The organism is Pseudofulvimonas gallinarii, from assembly GCF_004343305.1.
In the GTDB taxonomy this organism is placed as follows: domain Bacteria; phylum Pseudomonadota; class Gammaproteobacteria; order Xanthomonadales; family UBA2363; genus Pseudofulvimonas; species Pseudofulvimonas gallinarii.
This window is the reverse complement of record NZ_SMAF01000001.1, coordinates 154,988-175,299: the sequence shown is the minus strand read 5'-3', so window position 1 is coordinate 175,299 and position 20,312 is coordinate 154,988. Positions and strand designations below refer to the sequence as shown.

16 protein-coding genes and 2 tRNA genes are annotated in these 20,312 nt (G+C 68.2%); 16 read left to right on the top strand and 2 right to left on the bottom strand.

The annotated features are described in order from the left end of the window. Nucleotides 1–22 precede the first annotated feature (22 nt). The 13 genes from EDC25_RS00860 to EDC25_RS00800 all read left to right on the top strand — a co-directional run bounded on the left by EDC25_RS00860 (nt 23) and on the right by EDC25_RS00800 (nt 12,871). The gene (locus tag EDC25_RS00860; protein ID WP_123521776.1) at nt 23–2,434 is read left to right on the top strand and encodes a DNA internalization-related competence protein ComEC/Rec2; all 2,412 of its coding nucleotides are present in this window, start codon (nt 23–25) and stop codon (nt 2,432–2,434) included. 70 nt (nt 2,435–2,504) lie between these two features. Further along, nucleotides 2,505–3,191 carry a MotA/TolQ/ExbB proton channel family protein gene (locus EDC25_RS00855; RefSeq protein WP_123521777.1) on the top strand — a complete coding sequence of 229 codons (687 nt, stop codon included), beginning with the start codon at nt 2,505–2,507 and terminating at the stop codon, nt 3,189–3,191. Beyond that, nucleotides 3,188–3,619 (top strand): ExbD/TolR family protein, encoded by a 432-nt coding sequence (locus tag EDC25_RS00850; protein ID WP_123521778.1) that lies wholly within the window; start codon nt 3,188–3,190, stop codon nt 3,617–3,619. The genes EDC25_RS00855 and EDC25_RS00850 overlap by 4 nt, the downstream gene beginning before the upstream one ends. Then, the gene (gene msbA, locus EDC25_RS00845; RefSeq protein ID WP_123521779.1) at nt 3,616–5,388 is read left to right on the top strand and encodes a lipid A export permease/ATP-binding protein MsbA; all 1,773 of its coding nucleotides are present in this window, start codon (nt 3,616–3,618) and stop codon (nt 5,386–5,388) included. The genes EDC25_RS00850 and msbA overlap by 4 nt, the downstream gene beginning before the upstream one ends. A gap of 40 nt (nt 5,389–5,428) precedes the next feature. Next, the gene (gene lpxK, locus EDC25_RS00840; RefSeq protein ID WP_123521923.1) at nt 5,429–6,412 is read left to right on the top strand and encodes a tetraacyldisaccharide 4'-kinase; all 984 of its coding nucleotides are present in this window, start codon (nt 5,429–5,431) and stop codon (nt 6,410–6,412) included. 73 nt (nt 6,413–6,485) lie between these two features. Next, nucleotides 6,486–7,250 carry a 3-deoxy-manno-octulosonate cytidylyltransferase gene (gene kdsB, locus EDC25_RS00835; RefSeq protein ID WP_123521780.1) on the top strand — a complete coding sequence of 255 codons (765 nt, stop codon included), beginning with the start codon at nt 6,486–6,488 and terminating at the stop codon, nt 7,248–7,250. Next, nucleotides 7,247–7,762 carry a low molecular weight protein-tyrosine-phosphatase gene (locus EDC25_RS00830; protein ID WP_123521781.1) on the top strand — a complete coding sequence of 172 codons (516 nt, stop codon included), beginning with the start codon at nt 7,247–7,249 and terminating at the stop codon, nt 7,760–7,762. Before kdsB ends, EDC25_RS00830 begins: the two co-directional genes overlap by 4 nt. Continuing rightward, nucleotides 7,755–9,611 carry an excinuclease ABC subunit UvrC gene (uvrC, locus tag EDC25_RS00825; protein ID WP_123521782.1) on the top strand — a complete coding sequence of 619 codons (1,857 nt, stop codon included), beginning with the start codon at nt 7,755–7,757 and terminating at the stop codon, nt 9,609–9,611. The genes EDC25_RS00830 and uvrC overlap by 8 nt, the downstream gene beginning before the upstream one ends. A 52-nt stretch (nt 9,612–9,663) precedes the next feature. Further along, complete coding sequence (gene pgsA, locus EDC25_RS00820; protein ID WP_123521783.1) at nt 9,664–10,296, top strand: CDP-diacylglycerol--glycerol-3-phosphate 3-phosphatidyltransferase; 633 nt, start codon at nt 9,664–9,666, stop codon at nt 10,294–10,296. A gap of 36 nt (nt 10,297–10,332) precedes the next feature. Next, nucleotides 10,333–10,408 (top strand) — tRNA-Gly (locus EDC25_RS00815). Between the two features lie 124 nt (nt 10,409–10,532). Further along, a tRNA-Cys gene (locus tag EDC25_RS00810) sits at nt 10,533–10,606 on the top strand. Between the two features lie 175 nt (nt 10,607–10,781). Further along, nucleotides 10,782–12,467: a urocanate hydratase gene (hutU, locus tag EDC25_RS00805; RefSeq protein WP_123521784.1), complete on the top strand. Its 1,686-nt coding sequence runs from the start codon at nt 10,782–10,784 to the stop codon at nt 12,465–12,467. Then, nucleotides 12,464–12,871, top strand: coding sequence for a DUF6165 family protein (locus tag EDC25_RS00800; protein WP_123521785.1), 408 nt, complete (start codon nt 12,464–12,466; stop codon nt 12,869–12,871). The genes hutU and EDC25_RS00800 overlap by 4 nt, the downstream gene beginning before the upstream one ends. Nucleotides 12,872–12,877: 6 nt before the next feature. On the opposite strand, the gene EDC25_RS00795 is transcribed toward EDC25_RS00800, so the two are convergent. Together EDC25_RS00795 and EDC25_RS00790 are read right to left on the bottom strand one after the other, a co-directional pair. Next, nucleotides 12,878–14,707 (bottom strand): sensor domain-containing diguanylate cyclase, encoded by a 1,830-nt coding sequence (locus tag EDC25_RS00795; RefSeq protein WP_164484002.1) that lies wholly within the window; start codon nt 14,705–14,707, stop codon nt 12,878–12,880. 76 nt (nt 14,708–14,783) lie between these two features. Then, nucleotides 14,784–15,836 carry a glycosyltransferase family 9 protein gene (locus tag EDC25_RS00790; protein ID WP_123521924.1) on the bottom strand — a complete coding sequence of 351 codons (1,053 nt, stop codon included), beginning with the start codon at nt 15,834–15,836 and terminating at the stop codon, nt 14,784–14,786. Between the two features lie 60 nt (nt 15,837–15,896). On the opposite strand from EDC25_RS00790, the gene EDC25_RS00785 reads away from it, so the two are divergent. The 3 genes from EDC25_RS00785 to EDC25_RS00775 all read left to right on the top strand — a co-directional run bounded on the left by EDC25_RS00785 (nt 15,897) and on the right by EDC25_RS00775 (nt 20,015). Next, complete coding sequence (locus tag EDC25_RS00785; protein ID WP_164484003.1) at nt 15,897–16,622, top strand: 3-deoxy-D-manno-octulosonic acid kinase; 726 nt, start codon at nt 15,897–15,899, stop codon at nt 16,620–16,622. Between the two features lie 15 nt (nt 16,623–16,637). Next, on the top strand, nt 16,638–17,417 hold the full coding sequence (locus EDC25_RS00780) for an MBL fold metallo-hydrolase (protein ID WP_123521787.1): 780 nt from the start codon (nt 16,638–16,640) through the stop codon (nt 17,415–17,417). 117 nt (nt 17,418–17,534) lie between these two features. Next, entirely contained in the window at nt 17,535–20,015 is a 2,481-nt protein-coding gene (locus EDC25_RS00775; protein ID WP_132577160.1) for a winged helix-turn-helix domain-containing protein, read from the top strand. The last annotated feature ends 297 nt before the right edge of the window (nt 20,016–20,312 follow it).

Below are 20,312 nucleotides of genomic sequence, written 5' to 3'. Positions count from 1 at the left end.
ATCCGGGCTGCATGCTGCGGCCATGGGGTCTTTGCCACCAACGACCAGCCGCGGCCCGAACGCGCAGCGCGGGCTGGATACGACAGTCCTGCTGGCATTTTCGCTGGGCGTGGCGCAGCTGTGGCTGTGGCCACGCACGCCGGAGGGCGTCATGGAATGGCTGGTGCCGGTCGCGGTCGTGGCAGCCGTTGCCGGGGTCCTTCCACGACCGTGGCGCCGGCCATTGCTTGCCGGCCTGTTCGGCGCCTGCTGGGCATTCTGGGTGGCGGCTTCCGGGATGGCATCGCGCTTGGATCCGGCGCTGGAAGGCGTCGATCTGCGCGTCGAGGGGCTCGTCGCTGACCTGCCGCGGCGCGACAGCGACGCCGTACGCTTCCGTTTCTGTCCGCGCCAGGCCTGGCGGGCGGATACCGGCGAGGCGGTCGCGGTTTCCGGCTGCTGGCGAATGGCGTGGTACGCGCGGCACGGTTTCGGCGAGGTGCGCGAGCCCGTCCCCGGCGCAATGGAGGAACTGCCGGATATGCGCGCCGACCAGCAGTGGCGACTGCACGTCCGGTTGCGACGGCCACGCGGCCTGTCCAATCCGGGCGGATTCGACAGCGAACGCAAGGCGCTGGAGACGGGGCTGGGCGCCTACGGCTACGTCCGGACCGGCAGTCCGCAGGTACGGCTGGACGATACCGCCGGCATCAATCGCCTGCGCGAGCACATCGCATCGCATGTGGATGGCATTTTTCCGGCGCAGCCGCGCATGGCGGCGCTGCTGCGCGGATTGGCTGTGGGCGACCGGCGCGGTTTCGAGGCAGCTGACTGGGCGAGCCTGCGCATGACCGGTACCACGCATCTGTTTTCGATCTCCGGCCTGCATGTCGGCATGGTCGGGGTATTCGTGGCGATGCTCATGGCCGGACTGGCCTGGTGTTTCCCGGCGCTGCTGCGCTGGGCGCCTCGACGGGTCTGGGCGCTGCCGCCGGCGGTCGTCGCGGCCACTGGCTATGCCTGGCTGGCGGGGTTCGAGGTGCCGACGCGACGCAGTGCGCTGATGATCGCCGTCGCGGCGATGATCCTGCTGGCGCGCCGGCGCGGCAGCCTGTGGCAGGGCTGGTGTCTGGCGATGGCGGCGGTGCTGTTGCTGGATCCGCTCGCGGTTCTCAGCATCGGGTTCTGGCTCTCGTTCCTGGGCGTCGCCTGGCTGCTGCTGGCGGGGCAGGGACGTGCCCGCCAGGCGTGGTGGCGGTCGGCGACACAGGCGCAATGGGCGGTGAGTATCGGCCTGCTTCCCGTCGGAATCGGCTTCTTTGCGCAGGCGAGCTGGATCTCGCCGCTGGTCAACCTGATTGCGATTCCGTGGGTGACGCTGCTGGTTGTGCCGGTCCTGCTTCTCGGTGTCGGTCTGCTTGCGGTGTGGGCACCGGCCGGGCATGTGCTGATCGATCTGGCGGCGCGGCTGCTTGCACCCCTGATGTCGGCACTGGATGCGGTGGCGGCGTGGCCATTGGCGGCATCCTGGCTGGCCGAGCCGTCGGCCCTTGGCCTGGCTTCGGCCACCGTGGCCGCCGTGGTGGTCCTGCTGCCGGTCCAGCGTCGCCTGCGCTGGCTGGCGGTGCCCCTGTTGCTGCCGCTGTTCCTCGCCACACCCTTGAGGCCGTCGTTCGGGCAGTTCCAGCTCGATGTCCTCGACGTCGGACAGGGAACGGCTGTCCTGGTCCGCACCCGCCACCACGCATTGCTGTTCGACACCGGTGCCCGCTATCCGAACGGCTACGACGCTGGTGAAGCGGTGATCGTGCCGGCATTGCGCGCGCTGGCGGTCGGGCGCCTCGATGCGCTGGTGGTCAGCCATGCCGACAGCGACCATGCCGGCGGTGCCGAAAGCGTGCTGCGCGAAGTGCCGGTACTTCGACTTCTTGCCGGCGAGCGCCTGCCGCAGGGCGTACAGGCCACTGCGCCGGAGGCCGAGTCATGCCTGGCCGGGCACCGCTGGCACTGGGACGGCGTCGCGTTCGAGTTGCTGCATCCGCCACCGCGCTACCCGGCCCGCGGCAACGAAATCTCCTGCGTGCTCTCGGTTCGGGCCGCGAATGGCGAGGCGGCGCTGCTGACCGGCGATGCCGGCGAACTGGCCGAACTGCGCATGCTGGCACTGCATCGTCCTGCGCTGTCGAGCCGGGTGCTGGTCCTCGGCCACCATGGCTCGACGACTTCGTCCTCCACCGCCTTCCTGGACGCCGTCGGGGCATCCCTGGCGATTGCCAGCGCCGGCTACCGGAACCGGTTCGGGCATCCGCACATCGATGTGCTCCGGCGCCTGGACTGGCGTGGTGTCGAAGTCGCGACCACATGGCGGACCGGTGCCGTCCATGTCCACCTCGGCGGCGAAAACCCGACGTGGACCGCCTCGCGCTCCCGTCGCCAGCTCTGGCACGAACCGTGACCGGGTTCGTCGCGGCGCTGCCGCGGCCCGCTGCTATGATTCGCGCTTCGCTCAACAGGGGTGCTGCAACGTGTTGGAACTGTTTCGAGTTGGCGGCGTGGTCATGTGGCCGCTGCTGGCCCTGTCGGCCCTGGCGGTCGGGATCATCCTTGAACGCTTCTGGACCCTGCGCCGCAAGACGGTGCTGCCGCCCAACCTCACGGCCGAAGTGCTGACGCTGGTTCGCGGCCGCCGGATCGAATCCAGCCACATCGACGCACTCCGCCAGCACTCGCCGCTGGGCAAGGTGCTGGCCACGGCACTGGCCGAGCGCCATCGCCCGCACGAAAAGCTGGTTGCACGCGTGGAGAACACCGGCCGTGAAGTGGTGCATGGGCTGTCGCGCTGGCTGAACACGCTGGGCACCATCGCCATCATCGGCCCGATGATGGGGCTGCTCGGCACGGTCATCGGCATGATCCGCATGTTCCTGGTGATCACCGATGTCGGCACCGGCGACGCGACCCGGCTTGCCGGCGGCATCGGCGAAGCGCTGATGGCGACCGCGTTCGGCCTGGTCGTCGCCATCCCCGCCTACATCTTCCACCGCTATTTCCGCGGCCTGGTGCAGGCGTTCGCCCTGGAGATGGCGCGCGACGCCAGCCAGGTCGTCGATGCGCTGGAGACGCCGGCTGCCGATCGCGCCGCCACGGCGGCGGCACCCGCTGTCCGCGCCGCGGCGCCCGTCACGCCCGCACCGGCGAGGACGACGCGATGAATTTCGGCGGCCAGCAGGATGCCCATGACGACATCGAGTTCAACCTGATCCCGTTGATCGACGTCATCCTCTGCCTGCTGATCTTCTTCGTCGTCACCACCACGTTCCAGCAGCAGGCGCTGGTCAGGATCGACCTGCCGGAAGCCAGCGCCGACGCCACCACGATGAACAGCGATTCGCTGGAAATCCTGATCGACGCCAACGGTCGCTTCTACCTCAACCAGCTCGAGGTCCTGCAGTCGGATCCGGCTTCGCTTCGCGAAGCGGTGCAGGCCTACGCGGCGGACGCCTCGCGCGAGCAGCCGGTGACTGTCCGCGCCGATGCGCAGACGCCGCACCAGGCCGTGATCACCGCCATGGACGTCCTCGGCCAGCTCGGCTTCAGCCGCATCTCGCTGGCCACCGTGCGGAGCGGGGAGGGCGGTTGACCGCCGCTCGCGCAACGCCGGCCGCGGGTCACGGCGGTTCGGCCCACGGATACGGCCGCCTGTTCGCCTACACGCGGCCGTTCTGGCCGGTGCAGCTGGCGGCGGTCACCGGCATGCTGGTCGAAGCGGTGGCGGCTGGCGCCTTCACCTGGCTGATGCGGCCGCTGATCGACGGCACCTTCGTCGATCGTGATCCCGGCGTCTTGGCCTGGATGCCGATGGTCGTGGTCGCGCTGTTCCTGGTTCGCGGCATCGGCGTATTCCTGTCCAGCTACGGCATGGCCTATGTCGGCCGACGGGTGGTCGAGACGCTGCGCGGCCAGACCTTCGCGCACCTGCTCCGCCTGCCAACCGGCTATTACGCCGACGAGAACACCGCGCGACTGGTCGCGCGCCTCAACTTCAATGCCGAGCAGGTCGCCGACGCCTGCGCCGAATCGCTGAAGGTGATCGTCACGGACACCTTGACGGTGCTCGCGCTGTTCTGCGTGATGCTCTACAACAGCGTCAGCCTGACGCTCACACTGGTCTTCATGGTCCCGCTGATCGCCCTGGTGGTCTGGGCGGCGGGCAAGCGCTTCCGCAGCATCAGCCGGCGCATGCTCGGCACCGTCAGCGATTCCACGCGCGTCGCCGGCGAGACGCTGGCCGGGCTGGATGCGGTCAAGGTCTTCGGCGGCGAAGCGGCGGCGGAGGAACGCTACCGCGTACTGTCGGCGCAGCGGCGTCGCCTGCACCTGAAGGGCAGCGCGGCCAAATCGCTGAGCACGGCGCTGGTGCAGCTGACCGCCGCGATCGCCCTGGCGATCCTGATCTGGATCGCCGGTCGCGGTGCCATGCAGGGCACGGTGACGGCGGGCACCTTCATTTCCATGATGCTGGCCATGTCGGCGATGCTGCCTTCGCTGAAACGCCTGACCACCGTGCAGGATACGATGCAGAAGGGCCTGGTCGCAGCTGAAAGCCTGTTCGAGATCCTCGATGTGCCGGTGGAAGCCGACCAGGGCGGCATCGCCATCGCGCGCGCGACCGGCCGCGTCGAATTCCGTGGCGTCGGCCTGCGCTATGCCGGTGCTGCCCGCGACGCGCTGCTCGACATCGATCTCGTCGCCGAGCCCGGCACCGTGACGGCGATCGTCGGTCGGTCGGGGAGCGGCAAGAGTTCGCTGGTCCGGCTGCTGCCACGCCTGCTCGAGCCCGGCACCGGCACCGTCCTGCTCGATGGCCGTCCGCTGTCGGACTATTCGCTCACCGACCTGCGTCGCCAGATCGCCTGGGTGTCGCAGCAGATCGTGCTGTTCGACGACACGGTCGCCGCCAACATCGCCTTTGGCGGGCTTGCCGACCGCGACGACGAACAGATCCGTGCCGCGGCCCGCGCCGCGAATGCGCTGGAATTCATCGGGGCGCTGCCGCAGGGTTTCCAGACCCGGATAGGCGAAGGCGGGGCATCGCTGTCCGGCGGCCAGCGGCAGAGACTGGCCATCGCGCGGGCGATCCTCAAGGATGCGCCCATCCTTATCCTCGACGAAGCGACCAGTGCGCTCGATACCGAATCCGAACGCCTGATCCAGGACGCGCTGGCACATGTCATGCGCGATCGGACCACCTTCGTCATCGCGCACCGTCTCAGCACCATCGAACATGCCGATACGGTGCTGGTCATGGACGACGGGCGCATCGTCGAGCGTGGTACCCATCGCGAACTGCTCGCGTCAGGTGGCGTCTACGCGTCGCTGCACCGCATGCAGTTCGCCGATGGCGGCTGAGTCGCGGCAAGATGCGATCGCCGTTCCGGGAAACGTAGTCATGCGCGCACGTATACAGGCCTGGCTGGAGGCGCGCTGGTATGGCGGCGCACCGGTGCCGGCCTGGTTGCGGTCGCTGGCGCGCCTGTTCGGCTGGCTAGCCCGCCGGCGACGCGTGTCAGGGGTGCGGCGGGCCGTGCGGTTGCCGGTGCCGGTCATCGTGGTCGGCAACATCAGTGTCGGTGGCACTGGCAAGACGCCGGTGGTGATCGCTCTGGTGGAAGCGCTGCGCGCCATGGGCCGCAGGCCTGGCGTGATCAGCCGCGGCCATGGCGGAAGCGAGCGCGGCCCGCTCCTGTTGACCGGCGAGGCGACACCGGCGCGCTTCGGTGACGAGCCGGTGCTGATCGCGCTGCGCAGCCGGGCGCCGGTGGCGATCGGCAGGGACCGCCCGGAAGTTGCGCGGTTGCTCCTCGCGGCGCATCCGGAAATCGATGTGCTGGTCAGTGATGACGGCCTGCAGCATTACCGCCTGCATCGCGATGTCGAGGTCGCCGTGGTCGACGCACAGAGACGGTTCGGCAACGGCCTGCTGCTGCCCGCCGGGCCGCTGCGAGAACCGGTGGCGCGGCTGTCGGATGTCGACGTCGTGCTGGTGAACGGTTCGACGGCGGCCGATGAAGCCGGCTTCGTCCTGCGCGCGGACCAGGCGGTGGCGCTGGACGGCAGCGGATCTCGTCCGCTCGCTGCCTTCGCAGGACAGATCGTGCATGCGGTGGCGGGCATCGGACATCCGGCGCGATTCTTCGCCACCTTGCGCGACGCCGGGATCGAGGTGATCGGGCATCCGTTCCCCGACCACCATGCATTCACGCCGGACGATTTCGGCTTCGCCGACGGCCGCGCGGTACTGATGACGGAAAAGGATGCCGTCAAATGCCGTTCCTTCGCCCAAGCGGGCTGGTTCGCGGTGCCGGTCTCGGCGTCGCTGCCACCGCCGTCCATCGAAGCCATTGTCGAACGCCTGGAGCGATTCGGAGGTTGAGACACGCCGGCTGCGCCTGAACGCCGTGCGGACGGTGACACGCACTGTCGCGGTGCTTGGCTAGAATCGCCGCATGAGCCTGCGTATCGCCATTCCCGCCCGTTTCGCGTCCACGCGCCTGCCGGGCAAGCCCCTGCGCCTGATCGCCGGCAAGGCACTGATCGTGCACAGCACCGAACGGGCGCTGGCCTGCGGCGCTGACGAAGTCGTCGTCGCAACCGACCACGAAGGCATCGCCGAGGCGGTGTCCGCGCTGCCGGTGCGCGTATGCATGACCCCGGCCGATCTTGCGACCGGTTCGGACCGCCTCGCCTGGTGTGCGCGCGAGTTCGGCTGGGCGGAAGAAGACCTGGTCATCAACCTGCAGGGCGACGAGCCGCTGGTGCCGGTCGCGGCCGTCCAGCGCGTGGTCGAGACGCTGCGCCGGAGCGCGGCGCCGGTGGCAACGCTGGCGACACCGATCCACGAGGCGGCCGAGGTGTTCGATCCCAACGCGGTCAAAGTGGTGTGCGACAGCGCCGGCCATGCGCTTTATTTCAGCCGCGCGCCGATTCCGTGGCAGCGCGACGCCTTTGCGCGCGACCGCGAACGGCTGCCCGACGGAGCGGGTTTCCTGCGCCACCTTGGTCTTTACGGCTATCGGGCCGGCTTCCTCCGCGGTTTCCCGGCACTTCCGGCGAGCGCGCTGGAAACGGCCGAATCGCTTGAACAACTGCGCATCCTGGCGGCCGGATTCCGCATCGCCGTGGCGGTCGTTGCCGAACGCCTGCCACCGGGCGTCGATTCCGAAGCCGATATCGCCGCCGTGGAAGCGGCGCTGGCAGGGCAGGCGGTATGAGTCGCCGGGACGGCAACCCGTCGCCACTGCGGATCGCCTTCGTCTGCACAGGCAACATCTGCCGCTCGCCACTGGCCGAGGCCTTGGCCCGTCACCACCTCGATCGGGCCGGCATCGGCGCGCGGTTCGTCGTCGAGTCCTTCGGTACGCATGACTACCACGTCGGTGACGGCGCCGACCCACGCACGGTGGCGACGGCCGCCCGCCGTGGCATCGACCTGTCCACGCATCGCGCGCGGCAGGTCTCCGCTGCGCAGGTCGGCGCGGCCGATCTGGTCTTCGCTATGGACAGCGGTCACCTGGCTTTCCTGAAGCGGATGATCGCCATTACCGACCAGGGCCGCCTGCATCTGTTCCTGCCATGGACGGGTGCACCGGCGCGTGTCCCGGACGTGCCCGATCCCTATTACGGCAGCCAGGAAGGCTTTGACGCCGTCCACGACCTGCTTGACGGAGCGGCGGCGCGGATGGCGGCGAAGTGCGCTGCGTTCACCGGCGGCGGGCATGGCTGAGAACGGGCCGGCGCGCCTGAGCCACCAGGCCGAGAAGTTCGGCTCGCGCGACGATATCGCCGCCTTCCTACGCACGCTGCCGGTCAGTCCCGGCGTCTATCGCATGCTGGGCAACAAGGACGAGGTGCTCTACGTCGGCAAGGCGACGCGCCTGAAAAACCGCGTCGCCAGCTATTTCAGCCGGCCACGGCTCGATCCGCGCCTGGCGTCGATGATCAGCCAGATCGTCCGCATCGAGATCACCGTCACCCGCACCGAGGCCGAGGCGCTGCTGCTGGAAAACCAGCTGATCAAGTCGTTGAAGCCGCGCTACAACATCCAGCTGCGCGACGACAAGAGCCATCCCTATGTCCACCTGAGCCCGGGTGATTTCCCGCGCATCGCCTTCCACCGCGGGGCCAAGCGCGAGGGCCGCTACTTCGGGCCGTATCCCAGTGCCGGTGCCGTGCGCGAATGCCTGGACCTGATGCACAAGCTGTTCGGTCTGCGCAGCTGCCGCGACAGCGTGTTCCGGAACCGCTCGCGGCCGTGCCTGCAGTACCAGATCAAGCGCTGCAGCGCGCCCTGCGTCGGCTTGATCGACGAACGCGAATACGCCGAAAGCGTACGCCTGGCAACGCTGTTCCTCGAAGGCCGCAGTGGCGAACTGGTCGATTCGCTGGTCAGCGAGATGGAAACCGCCAGCGCGCAGCTGGCCTTTGAACGGGCGGCACGCCTGCGCGACCAGGTCGCGCTGCTGAAGAAAATGCAGGCGCGGCACTACGTCAACGCCGCCAGTGGCGACTGCGACGTGCTCGCCTGCCGTATCGACAAGGGCGTCGCCTGCGTCTACCTGCTCAGCTTCCGCGGCGGCGTCGGCATCGGTGCGCGCGCGTATTTCCCAAGCCTGCCGGCGCAGGCCGATCCCGGCGAAGTGCTGTCGGCCTTCGTGCCGCAGTACTACCTCGATCGCGTCGCGCCCGCCGAAATCCTGCTCGGCCATGCCGTCAAGGACGCGGACCTGCTGTCGAGCGTGTTCACCGAGCGGGCCGGTCGCAGGGTCGAACTGAAATCCAGTGTCCGCGCCGAGCGGGCGCGGCTGCTGGGACTGGCAGACGACAACGCGCGCGAGGCGCTGTCCATGCGCCTGGCCAGCCGCAGCAACCAGCGGCAGCGGCTGGAAGCGCTGGCGAGCCTGCTTGGCATGGACGAGCCACCGGTGCGCCTGGAGTGCTTCGACATCAGCCATACGCTGGGCGAGGCCACCGTCGCCTCCTGTGTGGTGTTCGGACCGGAAGGCCCGCTGAAGGCACTGTACCGGCGCTACAACATCACCGGCGTCGCCGCCGGCGACGACTATGCGGCCATGCACCAGGTGCTGGAGCGGCGCTTCCGCAAGGCACTGGAGGAGGGCGGCGAGCTGCCCGACGTCCTGCTGATCGATGGTGGCAAGGGCCAGGTCGCGCAGGCGCTGGCGGTACTGGCCGAACTCGGCGTCGAACAGCAGCGCATCATCGGCGTCGCCAAGGGACCGGAGCGCAAGCCGGGCGAGGAAACACTCTACCTGCCGGAAACCGGCGAGGAGATCCGGCCCGGTGCCTCTTCGCCGGCCTTGCAGCTGATCCAGCAGATCCGCGACGAGGCCCACCGCTTCGCGATCACCGGCCACCGCGGCCGTCGCGAAAAGGCACGGTCGACCAGCCGCCTGGAAGACATCCCCGGCATCGGCGCCAGTCGACGTGCCGCCCTGCTCAAGCAGTTCGGCGGCTGGCAGGGCGTGGCCGCGGCCGGCGTCGAGGAACTGATGCAGGTGAAAGGCGTTTCTCGCGAACTGGCCGAGCGCATCTACGGCAGCCTGCGCTCCACCTGAGCGCTGAACGGGCCGGGGCACAGGCGCACCACGCTGAGCTAACATCCCGGCCATGGCCATCACCTTGCCCACCTGGCTCACGTTGCTGCGCATCGCACTGGTGCCGGTACTCGTCGCCTGCTTCTACCTGCCGATGCGCGGCACCAATTTCCTGGCCGCGATGCTGTTCATCGTGATCGCTGTCACCGACTGGCTGGACGGCTGGCTGGCGCGGCGCTATGGACTGACGTCGAGCTTCGGCGCATTCCTTGATCCGGTGGCCGACAAGCTCACGGTGACCGTCGTGCTGTTCCTGCTGGTGCAGCAGAACCCGACCGCATGGATGGCGATCCTCGCGTCGATCATCGTTGGTCGGGAGATCTCGATCACCGCGTTGCGGGAGTGGATGGCGACCATCGGCCAGCGCGCGATGATCCGGGTGGCCGGCATCGGCAAGATCAAGACCATCGTGCAGATGGTGGCCTTGACGCTGCTGCTGTACAGCCACGATTTCGTCGGCCTGCCGATCTACAAGATCGGCGTCGGCATGCTGATCGCCGCTGCTGTCCTGACGCTGTGGTCGGCATGGGTGTACATGCGTGCGGCATGGCCACACATGCGTGACCGTGCCGCCGAGGAGGATTCGGCCGCGCGTGCGGCGGTCGTCGACGCGACGGCCGCAAAGAAGTTTGCATCAGGTAGTTGACATCGGCTCAGCAATCCGTAAGATGCGCGTCCTCAGGCGGGAATAGCTCAGTTGGTAGAGCACGACCTTGCCAAGGTCGGGGTCGCGAGTTCGAGTCTCGTTTCCCGCTCCAGTTTCAAGGCAAAACCCCGGTGATCGCCGGGGTTTTGTTTTTCCGGGAAGTGCCTGGACTTCCCGGATGAAGCGGAGGGCGCTAAGCTTTCCGGCCCGGCGACGTGATGTCGCTGGATGCCTCCGGCCTGGTGGCAGAGTGGTCATGCAGCGGCCTGCAAAGCCGTGTACGCCGGTTCGATTCCGACCCAGGCCTCCATCTTCAAGACGATGCACCCGCACGGCGGCGAATGCGCACGCACGTGCTCGCGGGTGCATGCACCATTTCCGATGCAACAGTCCGCTGGCCGGACGCGAGCAGATGCGCACATCGCGCGAGCAGCTGGACGATGGCGACGCATATAATCTGGATCTTTCCTGATCGGAGTCGCGACATGGGTGCAGACACGCGCGTCGACCTGGGCCGGCAGATCCGTGCGCCGCGTGGCAGCACGCTGAACTGCCGCAGTTGGCTGACGGAAGCCGCCTACCGGATGATCCAGAACAACCTCGACGGCGAGGTCGCGGAGAACCCGTCCGAACTGGTGGTCTATGGCGGCATCGGTCGCGCCGCCCGCGACTGGGCCAGCTACGACGCGATCCTCGACACACTGAAGCGACTGGGCGACGACCAGACGCTGCTGGTACAGTCCGGCAAGCCGGTCGGCGTGTTTCCGTCGCATCCGGACGCGCCACGGGTGCTGATCGCCAACTCCAATCTCGTGCCCGCCTGGGCGAACTGGGAGCACTTCCACGAGCTCGATCGCAAGGGCCTGATGATGTACGGCCAGATGACGGCCGGCTCATGGATCTACATCGGTTCGCAGGGCATCGTGCAGGGCACCTACGAAACCTTCGTGGAAATGGGACGCCAGCATTACGGCGGCGACCTCACTGGCAAATGGATCCTGACCGCCGGCCTGGGCGGCATGGGTGGCGCACAGCCACTGGCGGCATCGCTGGCCGGCGCCTGCTCGCTCAACATCGAATGCCAGCAGAGCCGCATCGACATGCGCCTGCGCACCCGCTACCTGGACGAACAGGCCACCGACCTGGATGACGCGCTGGCGCGCATTGCCGCGCACACGGCAGCCGGTCGCGCCATCAGCGTCGGCCTGCTTGGCAACGCCGCGGAGATCCTGCCGGAGCTGGTGCGCCGTGGCGTGCGGCCGGATGCGGTCACCGACCAGACCAGCGCCCACGATCCGGTCAACGGATACCTGCCGCTGGGCTGGACGGTGGAACAGTGGTTCCAGCGACGTCGCGACGATCCGGCCGGCACGGCGAAGGCGGCGAAGGCGGCCATGCGCGTGCATGTGGAAGCGATGCTGGCGTTCAAGGCGCAGGGCATCCCGACCTTCGACTATGGCAACAACATCCGCCAGGTCGCCAAGGACGAGGGCTGCGCCAACGCCTTCGATTTCCCCGGCTTCGTGCCGGCGTATGTGCGACCGCTGTTCTGCCGCGGCATCGGGCCGTTCCGCTGGGTCGCGCTGTCGGGCGATCCGGAAGACATCTACAAGACCGACGCCAAGGTCAAGGAACTGATTCCCGACGACGCGCACCTGCACAACTGGCTCGACAATGCGCGCGAGCGCATCGCCTTCCAGGGCCTGCCGGCACGCATCTGCTGGGTGGGACTGGGGCAGCGGCACCGCCTGGGCCTGGCCTTCAACGAAATGGTCCGCAACGGTGAGTTGAAGGCGCCGGTGGTGATCGGCCGCGACCACCTGGATTCCGGCTCGGTGGCGTCGCCGAACCGTGAGACGGAAGCGATGCTCGATGGCAGCGACGCCGTCAGCGACTGGCCGCTGCTCAACGCCATGCTCAACGTCGCCGGTGGCGCCACCTGGGTGTCGCTGCACCACGGCGGCGGCGTCGGCATGGGTTACAGCCAGCACAGCGGCGTCGTCATCGTCTGCGACGGCAGCGAGGCCGCCGACCGTCGCATCGCGCGCGTGCTCTGGAACGACCCCGGCACCGGCGTCATGCGCCACGCCGACTCCGGATACGACATCGCCCGCGAGTGCGCGCGCGAACAGGGCCTCGACCTGCCCATGCTGGGTCGGGAGGACTCATGAGCGAGGTCCATGTGCCGGTGTCCTTCGGCGAACTGATCGACAAGATCACGATCCTCCAGATCAAGTCGGAACGGATGAGCGATCCGGCGAAACTGGCAAACGTGCGCACCGAGCTGGCCGCGCTCGAGGCGACCTGGTCCGCGGCGCCGGAATCCACGCTGGACATCGCTGGGCTGTGGGCCGCCCTGAAGGCCGTGAACGAAAAGCTCTGGGACATCGAGGACGCCGTGCGCGCGCAGGAGGCGGCCGGAAACTTCGGCGCCGGCTTCATCGAGCTGGCGCGCTCGGTGTATATCAACAACGACGAGCGCGCGCGCATCAAGCGCGAAATCAACCAGGTGCTGGGGTCCGACCTGGTCGAGGAAAAGTCGTACCGCGACTACCGCAACAGCAACGCGTCCTGACGCCTTTCAGGCGTCCATGGCGGCCAGCACCGGACGCACGCAGTTGCGACCGCCACTCTTGGCGCTGTAGAGCGCCTCGTCGGCACGCCGCAGCGCATCGTCGGGACCGGCGATGCGGTAGGCGTCGAGTGCGTGCACACCGATGCTGACGGTCACCTTCACCAGATCCGCGCCGGCGGCGACCGGTTCGGCGGCGACGCTGGCCCGGACCTCCTCGGCTACGGCGACCGCCTGCGCGGCGTCCAGGCCGGGCAGGGCGGCCACGAATTCCTCGCCACCGAAGCGGGCCAGTACGCCGCCGTGGGCGGCGACCACCGCGCTCATGCGAGCGGCGGCGGCGCGCAGGCATTCGTCGCCGACCAGGTGACCGTAGGTGTCGTTGATGCGCTTGAAGTGGTCGAGGTCGATCATCAGCACCGCCAGGTGCTGCAGGTCCTCGCGCGCGTCATAAAGCTGCCGCTCGAGCAGCTCGTGGAAGTAGTGCCGGTTGTAGATGCCGGTGAGGCTGTCGCGCTGGTTGGATTCCTGCAGGCGCGTGTTGGCGCTGGCCAGCTGGTCCAGCGCCCGGGACAGTTCCGCAGTGCGTTCCTCGACCTTGATCTCCAGCTGCTCGTTGGCGTCCTTGACGATGCGCTCGTTCTCGTTACGCAGCGCCGCGTAGCGGTATGCCAGGGCGAAGGAAAGCAGGATCATCTCCAGCGCCGAGCCGATCTGGACGCCGTACTCGGTGAAGAAAAGCTTGGGCAGGATGCCGAAGGCGACCAGCGTGAAGGCGGTCGTGCCGGCGAGGAACATGAACCAGGCGAACAGGAACATGCGCGCAGGCTCGTAGCCGCGACGATTGGCGACCAGCGACACGGCGACAATCAGCGCCACGCTCGGCAGCACGCCGGCCGATGCAACCGGCGTCGCGATGCGGTAGGGAATGAACAGCGATGCGATGCCCCACAGCACGAAGAACACGATCATGCCCTGGCACAGCCGGTCACCGCTGCGCCAGAGGTTGCGCAGGCCGAGGAAGTCGCGGGTGAACTGCTGCATGCCGACCTGCGCGATGCAGATCGACACCGGCACGCAGCGATCCTGGAGCCAGGTCGAATTGGGCCAAAGGTATTCGAACGCCAGCCCGTTCAGGCAGAACAGCACCATGCCGAAGCCGGCGATATGGAACATGTACCAGAAATAGCTGGCGTCGCGCAGGCTGGCCCAGAGGATCAGGTTGTAGAAGAACAGCGCGAGCAGCACGCCGTAGTACAGACCGATGCCCAGCTGCGCGTCGCGCGCCTGTTCGGTGAAGGCGGCCTGCGTGAACAGGCGCAGCGGGACCTGCATCGAGCTTTCACTCTGGACCCGCACCAGCAGGTCGACCGGCTCGCCATGGGGCAGGTCGATGCGGAAATTCGGGTGCCGATAGCGGATGGCGCGATTCCGGAACGGGAGCTGGTCGCCGGACGCCTGGTGCACCCAATAGCCGCCGGTCGGGCGGACATAGATGTCGATGTGGTCGCTGAGCGGATACTCCTGCACCAGCAACCAGCGCGGCTCCATCGGGTCACCGTTCACGATGCGGACATGGAACCAGAAGGCCCCCCGGCGGAAGCCGAAGGTCGGGTTTCCGTTCGGCAGCGGGTCGAAAAGCCCTTCCGCGAGCTTCGCCATGATACTGTCGGGATCACGGCTGGCCTGGTCGTCGTGGTACCAGCGCAGCCAGGCGTCAAGCCCGTAGGAGGGCACGCCGGGATGAAGGGTCAGGGTCGACTGCGCGACGGCGGGTGCCGGCGTCCACAGAAATACCAGGCCAAACAGCAGCCACATCCATGCAGTGCGTGCAGGCATGCTCGCGATCACTCTCTCCCATTGCGCGAACCCTATCCGATGTGTCCGCCTGCGTCCAACCGTGGTGCCCCCGCAGTCAGGGCCTTGACGTGTCGGACACCCAGGCATCCAGCCGTTCGATCACGGCATCGGTTTCGATCAGGTCCATGACGCCGGGCACTTCGATCTTCCGTCCCCAGGGCAGCTGGTCGGTGCCCTTGCCCAGGAAGCGTTCGGCCGCCGCGGCATAGCGGTCCACCGTCCAGCGGCGGTCGGAATACGGCCCGCTGCGCCGGGGATCGGTGGCGGCGTACAACCCGAGCACCGGAGTGCCGACTGCGTTGGCCATGTGCACAGGGCCTGAGTCCGGACTTACCACCAGATCGGCCCGCTGCAGCAGGGCCAGTGCGCGCTTGATGGTGTCCTTGCCGATCAGGTCGACGACCGGTTCCGTGCAGTGGGCGAGGATGGCGTCGCCCATCGTCCGTTCGGCCGGGCTGGGGCCGCCGCAGAGCACTACGCGAAGGCCGTGCCGGCGGATCGCATGATCCGCGACCGCGGCATAGCGCTCCGGACGCCAGTTGCGGAGCGCGTGGCTGGCGCAGGGACTGATGACCAGGGTGCGCTGGCCATCATCGGGAATGTGGCTGCGTGCGAAGTCCACCGCCTCGTCCGGAACCGGCAACGACCACCGCGGCGGTTCGTCGGCGGGCAGTCCCAGCGGCTGCAGGAAACTGCCCAACGCGTCCAGCACATGTTGTCCGTCGCACGGCGGGATACGGCGGTTGATGAACAGGCCGTGTCCTTCCTTGCTGCGCGCTCGGTCGTACCCGACACGGACATCGGCACGAATGGCGGTCGATACCAGATTGGCGCGAAGGGCCAGCTGCATCAGCAGCAGCGCATCGAAACGCCGGCCTTTCAGGCGTCGCCTGAGCCCGGACACGCCGCGCCAGCCACTGCGCTTGTCATAGGGAATGAACTCGACGCCCTCGATGTCGCCGACCAGCCTGCTCTCGAACTGGCCGACGATCCAGGTGATGCGGGTGGCCGGCCAATGGCGCTGGACCGTCCTGACAAGGGGAACGACGTGGCTGACATCGCCGAGCGCCGAAAGACGCAGGATGCACAGGGAATCAGGTGGGGCGATCACGCGTTCGCGCAGGCTCTTGTTAGACTGGCGCAGCCTAGCAGGGAGTCCCGCCGCCGCGTGAGTGTCGCCGAACATCGCCACAGCGAAGGCCGGGGCGAAGTGCTGCTTGCCGCCGCTGCTGTCGAAGCCTACCGCCCGCAGTGGTTCGCCGCGCCGGCCGCCACCGGTCAAGGCGGACTGCAGGGCGGGCGCGGGAACGTGCGCGTAATCGATACCGACATCGGTCCACTTGTGCATCGCGGCTACCGGCGTGGGGGCCTGCCCAGGCACTTCATCCGGGACCGCTATCTCTGGCTTGGCGCCGATCGCACGCGCTCGTTCCAGGAGTTCCGGCTGATGCGGCGCCTGCATGCGCTTGGATTGCCTGTGCCGATGCCCGTGGCGGCCCGTTACCAGCGCAGCGGCCTGGCCTACACGGCGGATCTGCTGACTTGCCTGATCCCGGACGCGACGCCGCTGGCCGTCCTTCTGGCTGACGATGGCAGTGGGCAGGACAACACACTGGAAAGCGTGGCCCGGTCGATCGCGGCGATGCATGCGCGCCAGGTCTGGCACGCCGACCTCAACGCCCACAACATCCTCGTCGATCGCGAGGGCAGGGCGTGGCTGATCGATTTCGACCGTGCCCGTGAGCATGTGGAATCGCCGGTACAGCTGGCCGGCAACCTGCACCGGCTGCTACGCTCGCTGCGAAAGCTGCTGCCGCCGCAGCGCCTGGCCGACGTCGAAGCGGTCTGGCCGCGCTTCATCGATTCCTACCGGCGGGCACTGGCTACGACCTGATCGACCGGAGTCGCCATGGCATCGATTGCGCTGCAGTTCCTGGGTGTGGGTAATGCCGGCGCCGTCGACCTGGGGGAATCCTCGGCGGTCATCCTCCGCGACGGCCGGCCGATGCTGCTGATCGATTGCGGTCCGCAAGTGCCGGCCCGTTTCCGCGAAAAGTTCGGCGCGCCGCCACCCGCGCTGTTCGTGACGCATACGCATCTGGACCATGTCGGCGGATTCGAGCGACTGTTCGTCGAACAGTGGTTCGACCGCGAACGCCGTGGCCGCCTGCCGGTCTTCGTGCCGGTGTCGGTGCTGCCGCTGCTGCACCAGCGGGTCGCCGACCATCCCAATGCCCTCGCCGAGGGCGACGTCAATTTCTGGCAGGCGTTCCAGCTGGTACCGGTCAATCGCGGCTTCTGGCTGGACGGCCTGTGGTTCGACATTTTTCCCGTACGCCACCACGCCGTCGGCGCGGCCTACGCGCTCGGCCTGCGCGGCAGCTTCGTCTATACCGGCGACACCCGCCCGGTTCCCGAGATGCTGTCGCATTACGCCGCCGATGGCGAAACGGTTTTCCACGACTGTGCACTGCAGGGCAATCCCTCGCACACCGGGCTGGATGACCTGTCGCGTGAATATCCCGCGGCATTGCGTGAACGGTTCGTGCTGTATCACTTCGGCAATGAGGCCGAAGCCGACGCCCTGCGGCAGGCCGGTTATCGCGTGGCCACCCGCGACGCCGCCATCGCGGTGCCCGCGCCCATGCCGCAGTCCGCGGACGCTGCCGTCCGTCGCACGATCTCCTGACCGCGGGGCGCACGCAACCCCTGCGCACTTGCCAGCCCTGCCTTCGGCACGCCGTCATGACAGAATGGCTGTCTTCCATGTTGGCGATCTCCACCTGTGCCTGATCCGCGATTCGACATGCTTGTGGATGGCCGAGCCTGGCGCAGCGGCCCCTGGCTCGTCGATGCCGCCGCCCGCGCCCTTTACCGCAACGGCGAAGAAGTACCGGTGCCGCCGAAGGCGCTGTCGTGCCTGATCTACCTGGTCGCACACCATCATCGCGCGCTCGGTCGCGATGAACTCATCAACGCGGTCTGGGGACATGCCCACCTCAGTGATGGCGTGCTGGCGCAGACGATCTTCCAGTTGCGCGGCCTACTCGCGGGCGGTGTCAGCGACGGACCGATCCGGTCAATCCGCGGCTTCGGCTATCGCTGGATCACGCCGGTGGAAGTCTGCAGCGAGGCGGAACGTGTCCTTTCACCACCCCCATCCGGGACGACGGCAGAAGGGCCGGCGACAGGCCCTTCTGCCGCGGTGGCCGAACCGGCAAACGCGCGCCATACCGGCGCAGTGGCCGACGCGCCGGCCGGGGTGCCGCAGGCGCCCGCCAGGCGCCTTGCCGGCGCAACCTTCGCACTGGGCGCGGCTGCGCTGTTCGTGCTGATGGCGCTGGCATCCTGGCTGTTGCAGGACCAGCCCGCCCATCGCGTCATTCCGGGCACGGCGGCAAGCGATGCCGTGGTCACGGACGGCCGAGCACTGCTGGTGCTGCCCGTGGTGGCCCCGGATGGCGCCGATACGACATGGATGCGCCTGGGGCTGATGGACCTGGTCGCCGCCCGATTGCGCGCCGCTGGGGCGACGACCGTGCCGGTTGAAACCGCGCTGTTGCTCGACCGCTCGGGATCGGGCGAGGGCGACCGTTATGCGCGCTGGTCCGCGGCCACCGGCGCGCGGGTGGTGGTGACGCGCATCAGCCACGCCAACGGCGTGTGGGTCGTCCATGTCGAGGCGCTGCAGGGCGATGATGCGGATGTACGCGTCATGGCCGAATCGGCCGATGCCGTCGCCGCTGCCCGCGAGGCTGCCGATCGGCTGGCACTCGCGCTGGACCACGTGCCGGCGCCGGTGCCCGGTGAATCCACGCAGGTACTGGCGCTGCTGCAGCAGGTCGATGCCGCACTGCTCGAGCGTGACCTGGAGCGCGCCACGCGACTGATCGCTGCGGCCGCACCGGAGGTCCGCGAGCATCCGCGCCTGCGAATGGCCGACGCCATGGTCGCTTTCCATGGCATGAAGCTGGATCACGCCAGGTCCCGTTTCGAGTCGCTGGTGGAGACGCTGGACCCGGAACTTGACCGCCGTCTTTCCGCACAGGCGCTCACGACGCTGGCGAGTGTCAACGCGCTGCTGGGGCGGCCGGAAGAAACGCGACGACTGCTGGAAGGACTGGCCACCCGCCTCGACGCGGCCGTTGATACCGATCTGCTTGGCATCGTGCAAATGAACCTCGGGCTGCTGGCGCAGGAGCGTGGCGATCTTGCCGAAGCCGACCTGCATCTGGCGCGAGCGCGCCAGTTGCTTGAAGGGGTGGGCGACCTGCAACGGCAGTCCGTGCTGGCCAGCAACCTCGGCGTCCATGCGCTGCGCAGTGAACGGCTGGCGGAAGCCGGCAGCGAGCTTGACCGGGCGCTCGCCGGCTTCGAGGCGCTGGCCGACCGCTCCGGCCGTCTGCACGTGCTGGCGTCGAAACTGGAGCTGGAACTGGCCAGACTGGACGTGTCCGCCGCGACGGCGTCGGCTGCACGCCTGCAGCCGGACGGCAGTGAGAGCCTGCTGGCCCGGACCTATGCCAGGACCGCACAGGCCATGGCCCTGCTTGAACAGGGTCGCCTGCGGGAAGCGGCGGCCGCGATCGATACGCTGCATGCCGCAAGCGCGGGGCAACCGGGCCTGACCGCCTATGAAGCAGTCGAGGCCCTGCTGCGCCTGAGATGGCTGGTTGCTACCGGCGCATCGGCCGGCCAACGGGCAGTCCAGGCGGAACGTGCCCGCCAGTTGCTGGCGCCGCACCGCAATCTGCGCGCATTCCAGGCGGAAGCCTGGCACCTGCTGGTCAAGGCCACCCTGGAGAGCGGCGATGCTGCCGTCGCGAAGGACGTGTCGGGCGCCTTCCTCGACTGGGCGGAGGCGGTCGAGCTCCGGGGTGTCCGCCTGCGGGCGCTGATGGCGAACGTCGCCGTGGCCCGGCAAGCAGGGGACCATGATGCGGTCGCACGTGACATTGCACTGGCATGGACACTGCTGGACGATGCAGCCAGTCCGTGGCATTGGCTGGTGGTCGCCGAAGGCATGCTTCCGCTTCCCGCCAGCCGGCCGGACCACGAATCGCAGCTGCTCCGTCTCGCGCAGCGGCTGGCACCGTCGGCATCGCATCATTTCGGGGCGGCCTGCGCACGCGTACGCCTGCTCGATGAACTGGGTCCGGACAGTGCCCGCCCGGCGGCGGTCGCCCGGGCCCGCGCGCTCGCTGGCGAACGGGCGCTTCCGGCCGATCTGGTCCCGGCTTCCCGCCTTGGCCCAGCGCGGTCGGGCGAAATGGCAAGCGCCGACTGATCGAATCCTGATCGCCAACTGATGTGTCGCACCGTGCTCCGGCTCGGCCGCAGCGCAACCGGATATCCGGCTGGCCACTCCCGCGTCTCCTGCAAACCGGCGATGGCTGAGCGGCGCCCATGAGGGCGTGTTGCTGATCAATTCCTGATTCTTACCTGATGCAACCCTCAAGCAGTGGTGGCATGGCCGGGCCAGTCTCGTCCCGGGTTGGAGACGACACCGGAGCCATCCGGGCTGTCCCGTGATGCGACCGCAGCCGTGGGGGCTGGCTCGCACCCGGGCTCCGTGCGCCCCAAC

Excerpts from the sequence above, each read along its gene's own strand:
- EDC25_RS00860 (WP_123521776.1), top strand. The coding sequence starts at position 23 with ATGGGGTCTTTGCCACCAACGACCAGCCGCGGCCCGAACGCGCAGCGC.
- EDC25_RS00850 (WP_123521778.1), top strand. The coding sequence starts at position 3,188 with ATGAATTTCGGCGGCCAGCAGGATGCCCATGACGACATCGAGTTCAAC.
- lpxK (WP_123521923.1), top strand. The coding sequence starts at position 5,429 with ATGCGCGCACGTATACAGGCCTGGCTGGAGGCGCGCTGGTATGGCGGC.
- kdsB (WP_123521780.1), top strand. The coding sequence starts at position 6,486 with ATGAGCCTGCGTATCGCCATTCCCGCCCGTTTCGCGTCCACGCGCCTG.
- EDC25_RS00830 (WP_123521781.1), top strand. The coding sequence starts at position 7,247 with ATGAGTCGCCGGGACGGCAACCCGTCGCCACTGCGGATCGCCTTCGTC.
- uvrC (WP_123521782.1), top strand. The coding sequence starts at position 7,755 with ATGGCTGAGAACGGGCCGGCGCGCCTGAGCCACCAGGCCGAGAAGTTC.
- pgsA (WP_123521783.1), top strand. The coding sequence starts at position 9,664 with ATGGCCATCACCTTGCCCACCTGGCTCACGTTGCTGCGCATCGCACTG.
- hutU (WP_123521784.1), top strand. The coding sequence starts at position 10,782 with ATGGGTGCAGACACGCGCGTCGACCTGGGCCGGCAGATCCGTGCGCCG.
- EDC25_RS00800 (WP_123521785.1), top strand. The coding sequence starts at position 12,464 with ATGAGCGAGGTCCATGTGCCGGTGTCCTTCGGCGAACTGATCGACAAG.
- EDC25_RS00795 (WP_164484002.1), bottom strand. The coding sequence starts at position 14,707 with ATGCCTGCACGCACTGCATGGATGTGGCTGCTGTTTGGCCTGGTATTT.
- EDC25_RS00780 (WP_123521787.1), top strand. The coding sequence starts at position 16,638 with ATGGCATCGATTGCGCTGCAGTTCCTGGGTGTGGGTAATGCCGGCGCC.
- EDC25_RS00775 (WP_132577160.1), top strand. The coding sequence starts at position 17,535 with ATGCTTGTGGATGGCCGAGCCTGGCGCAGCGGCCCCTGGCTCGTCGAT.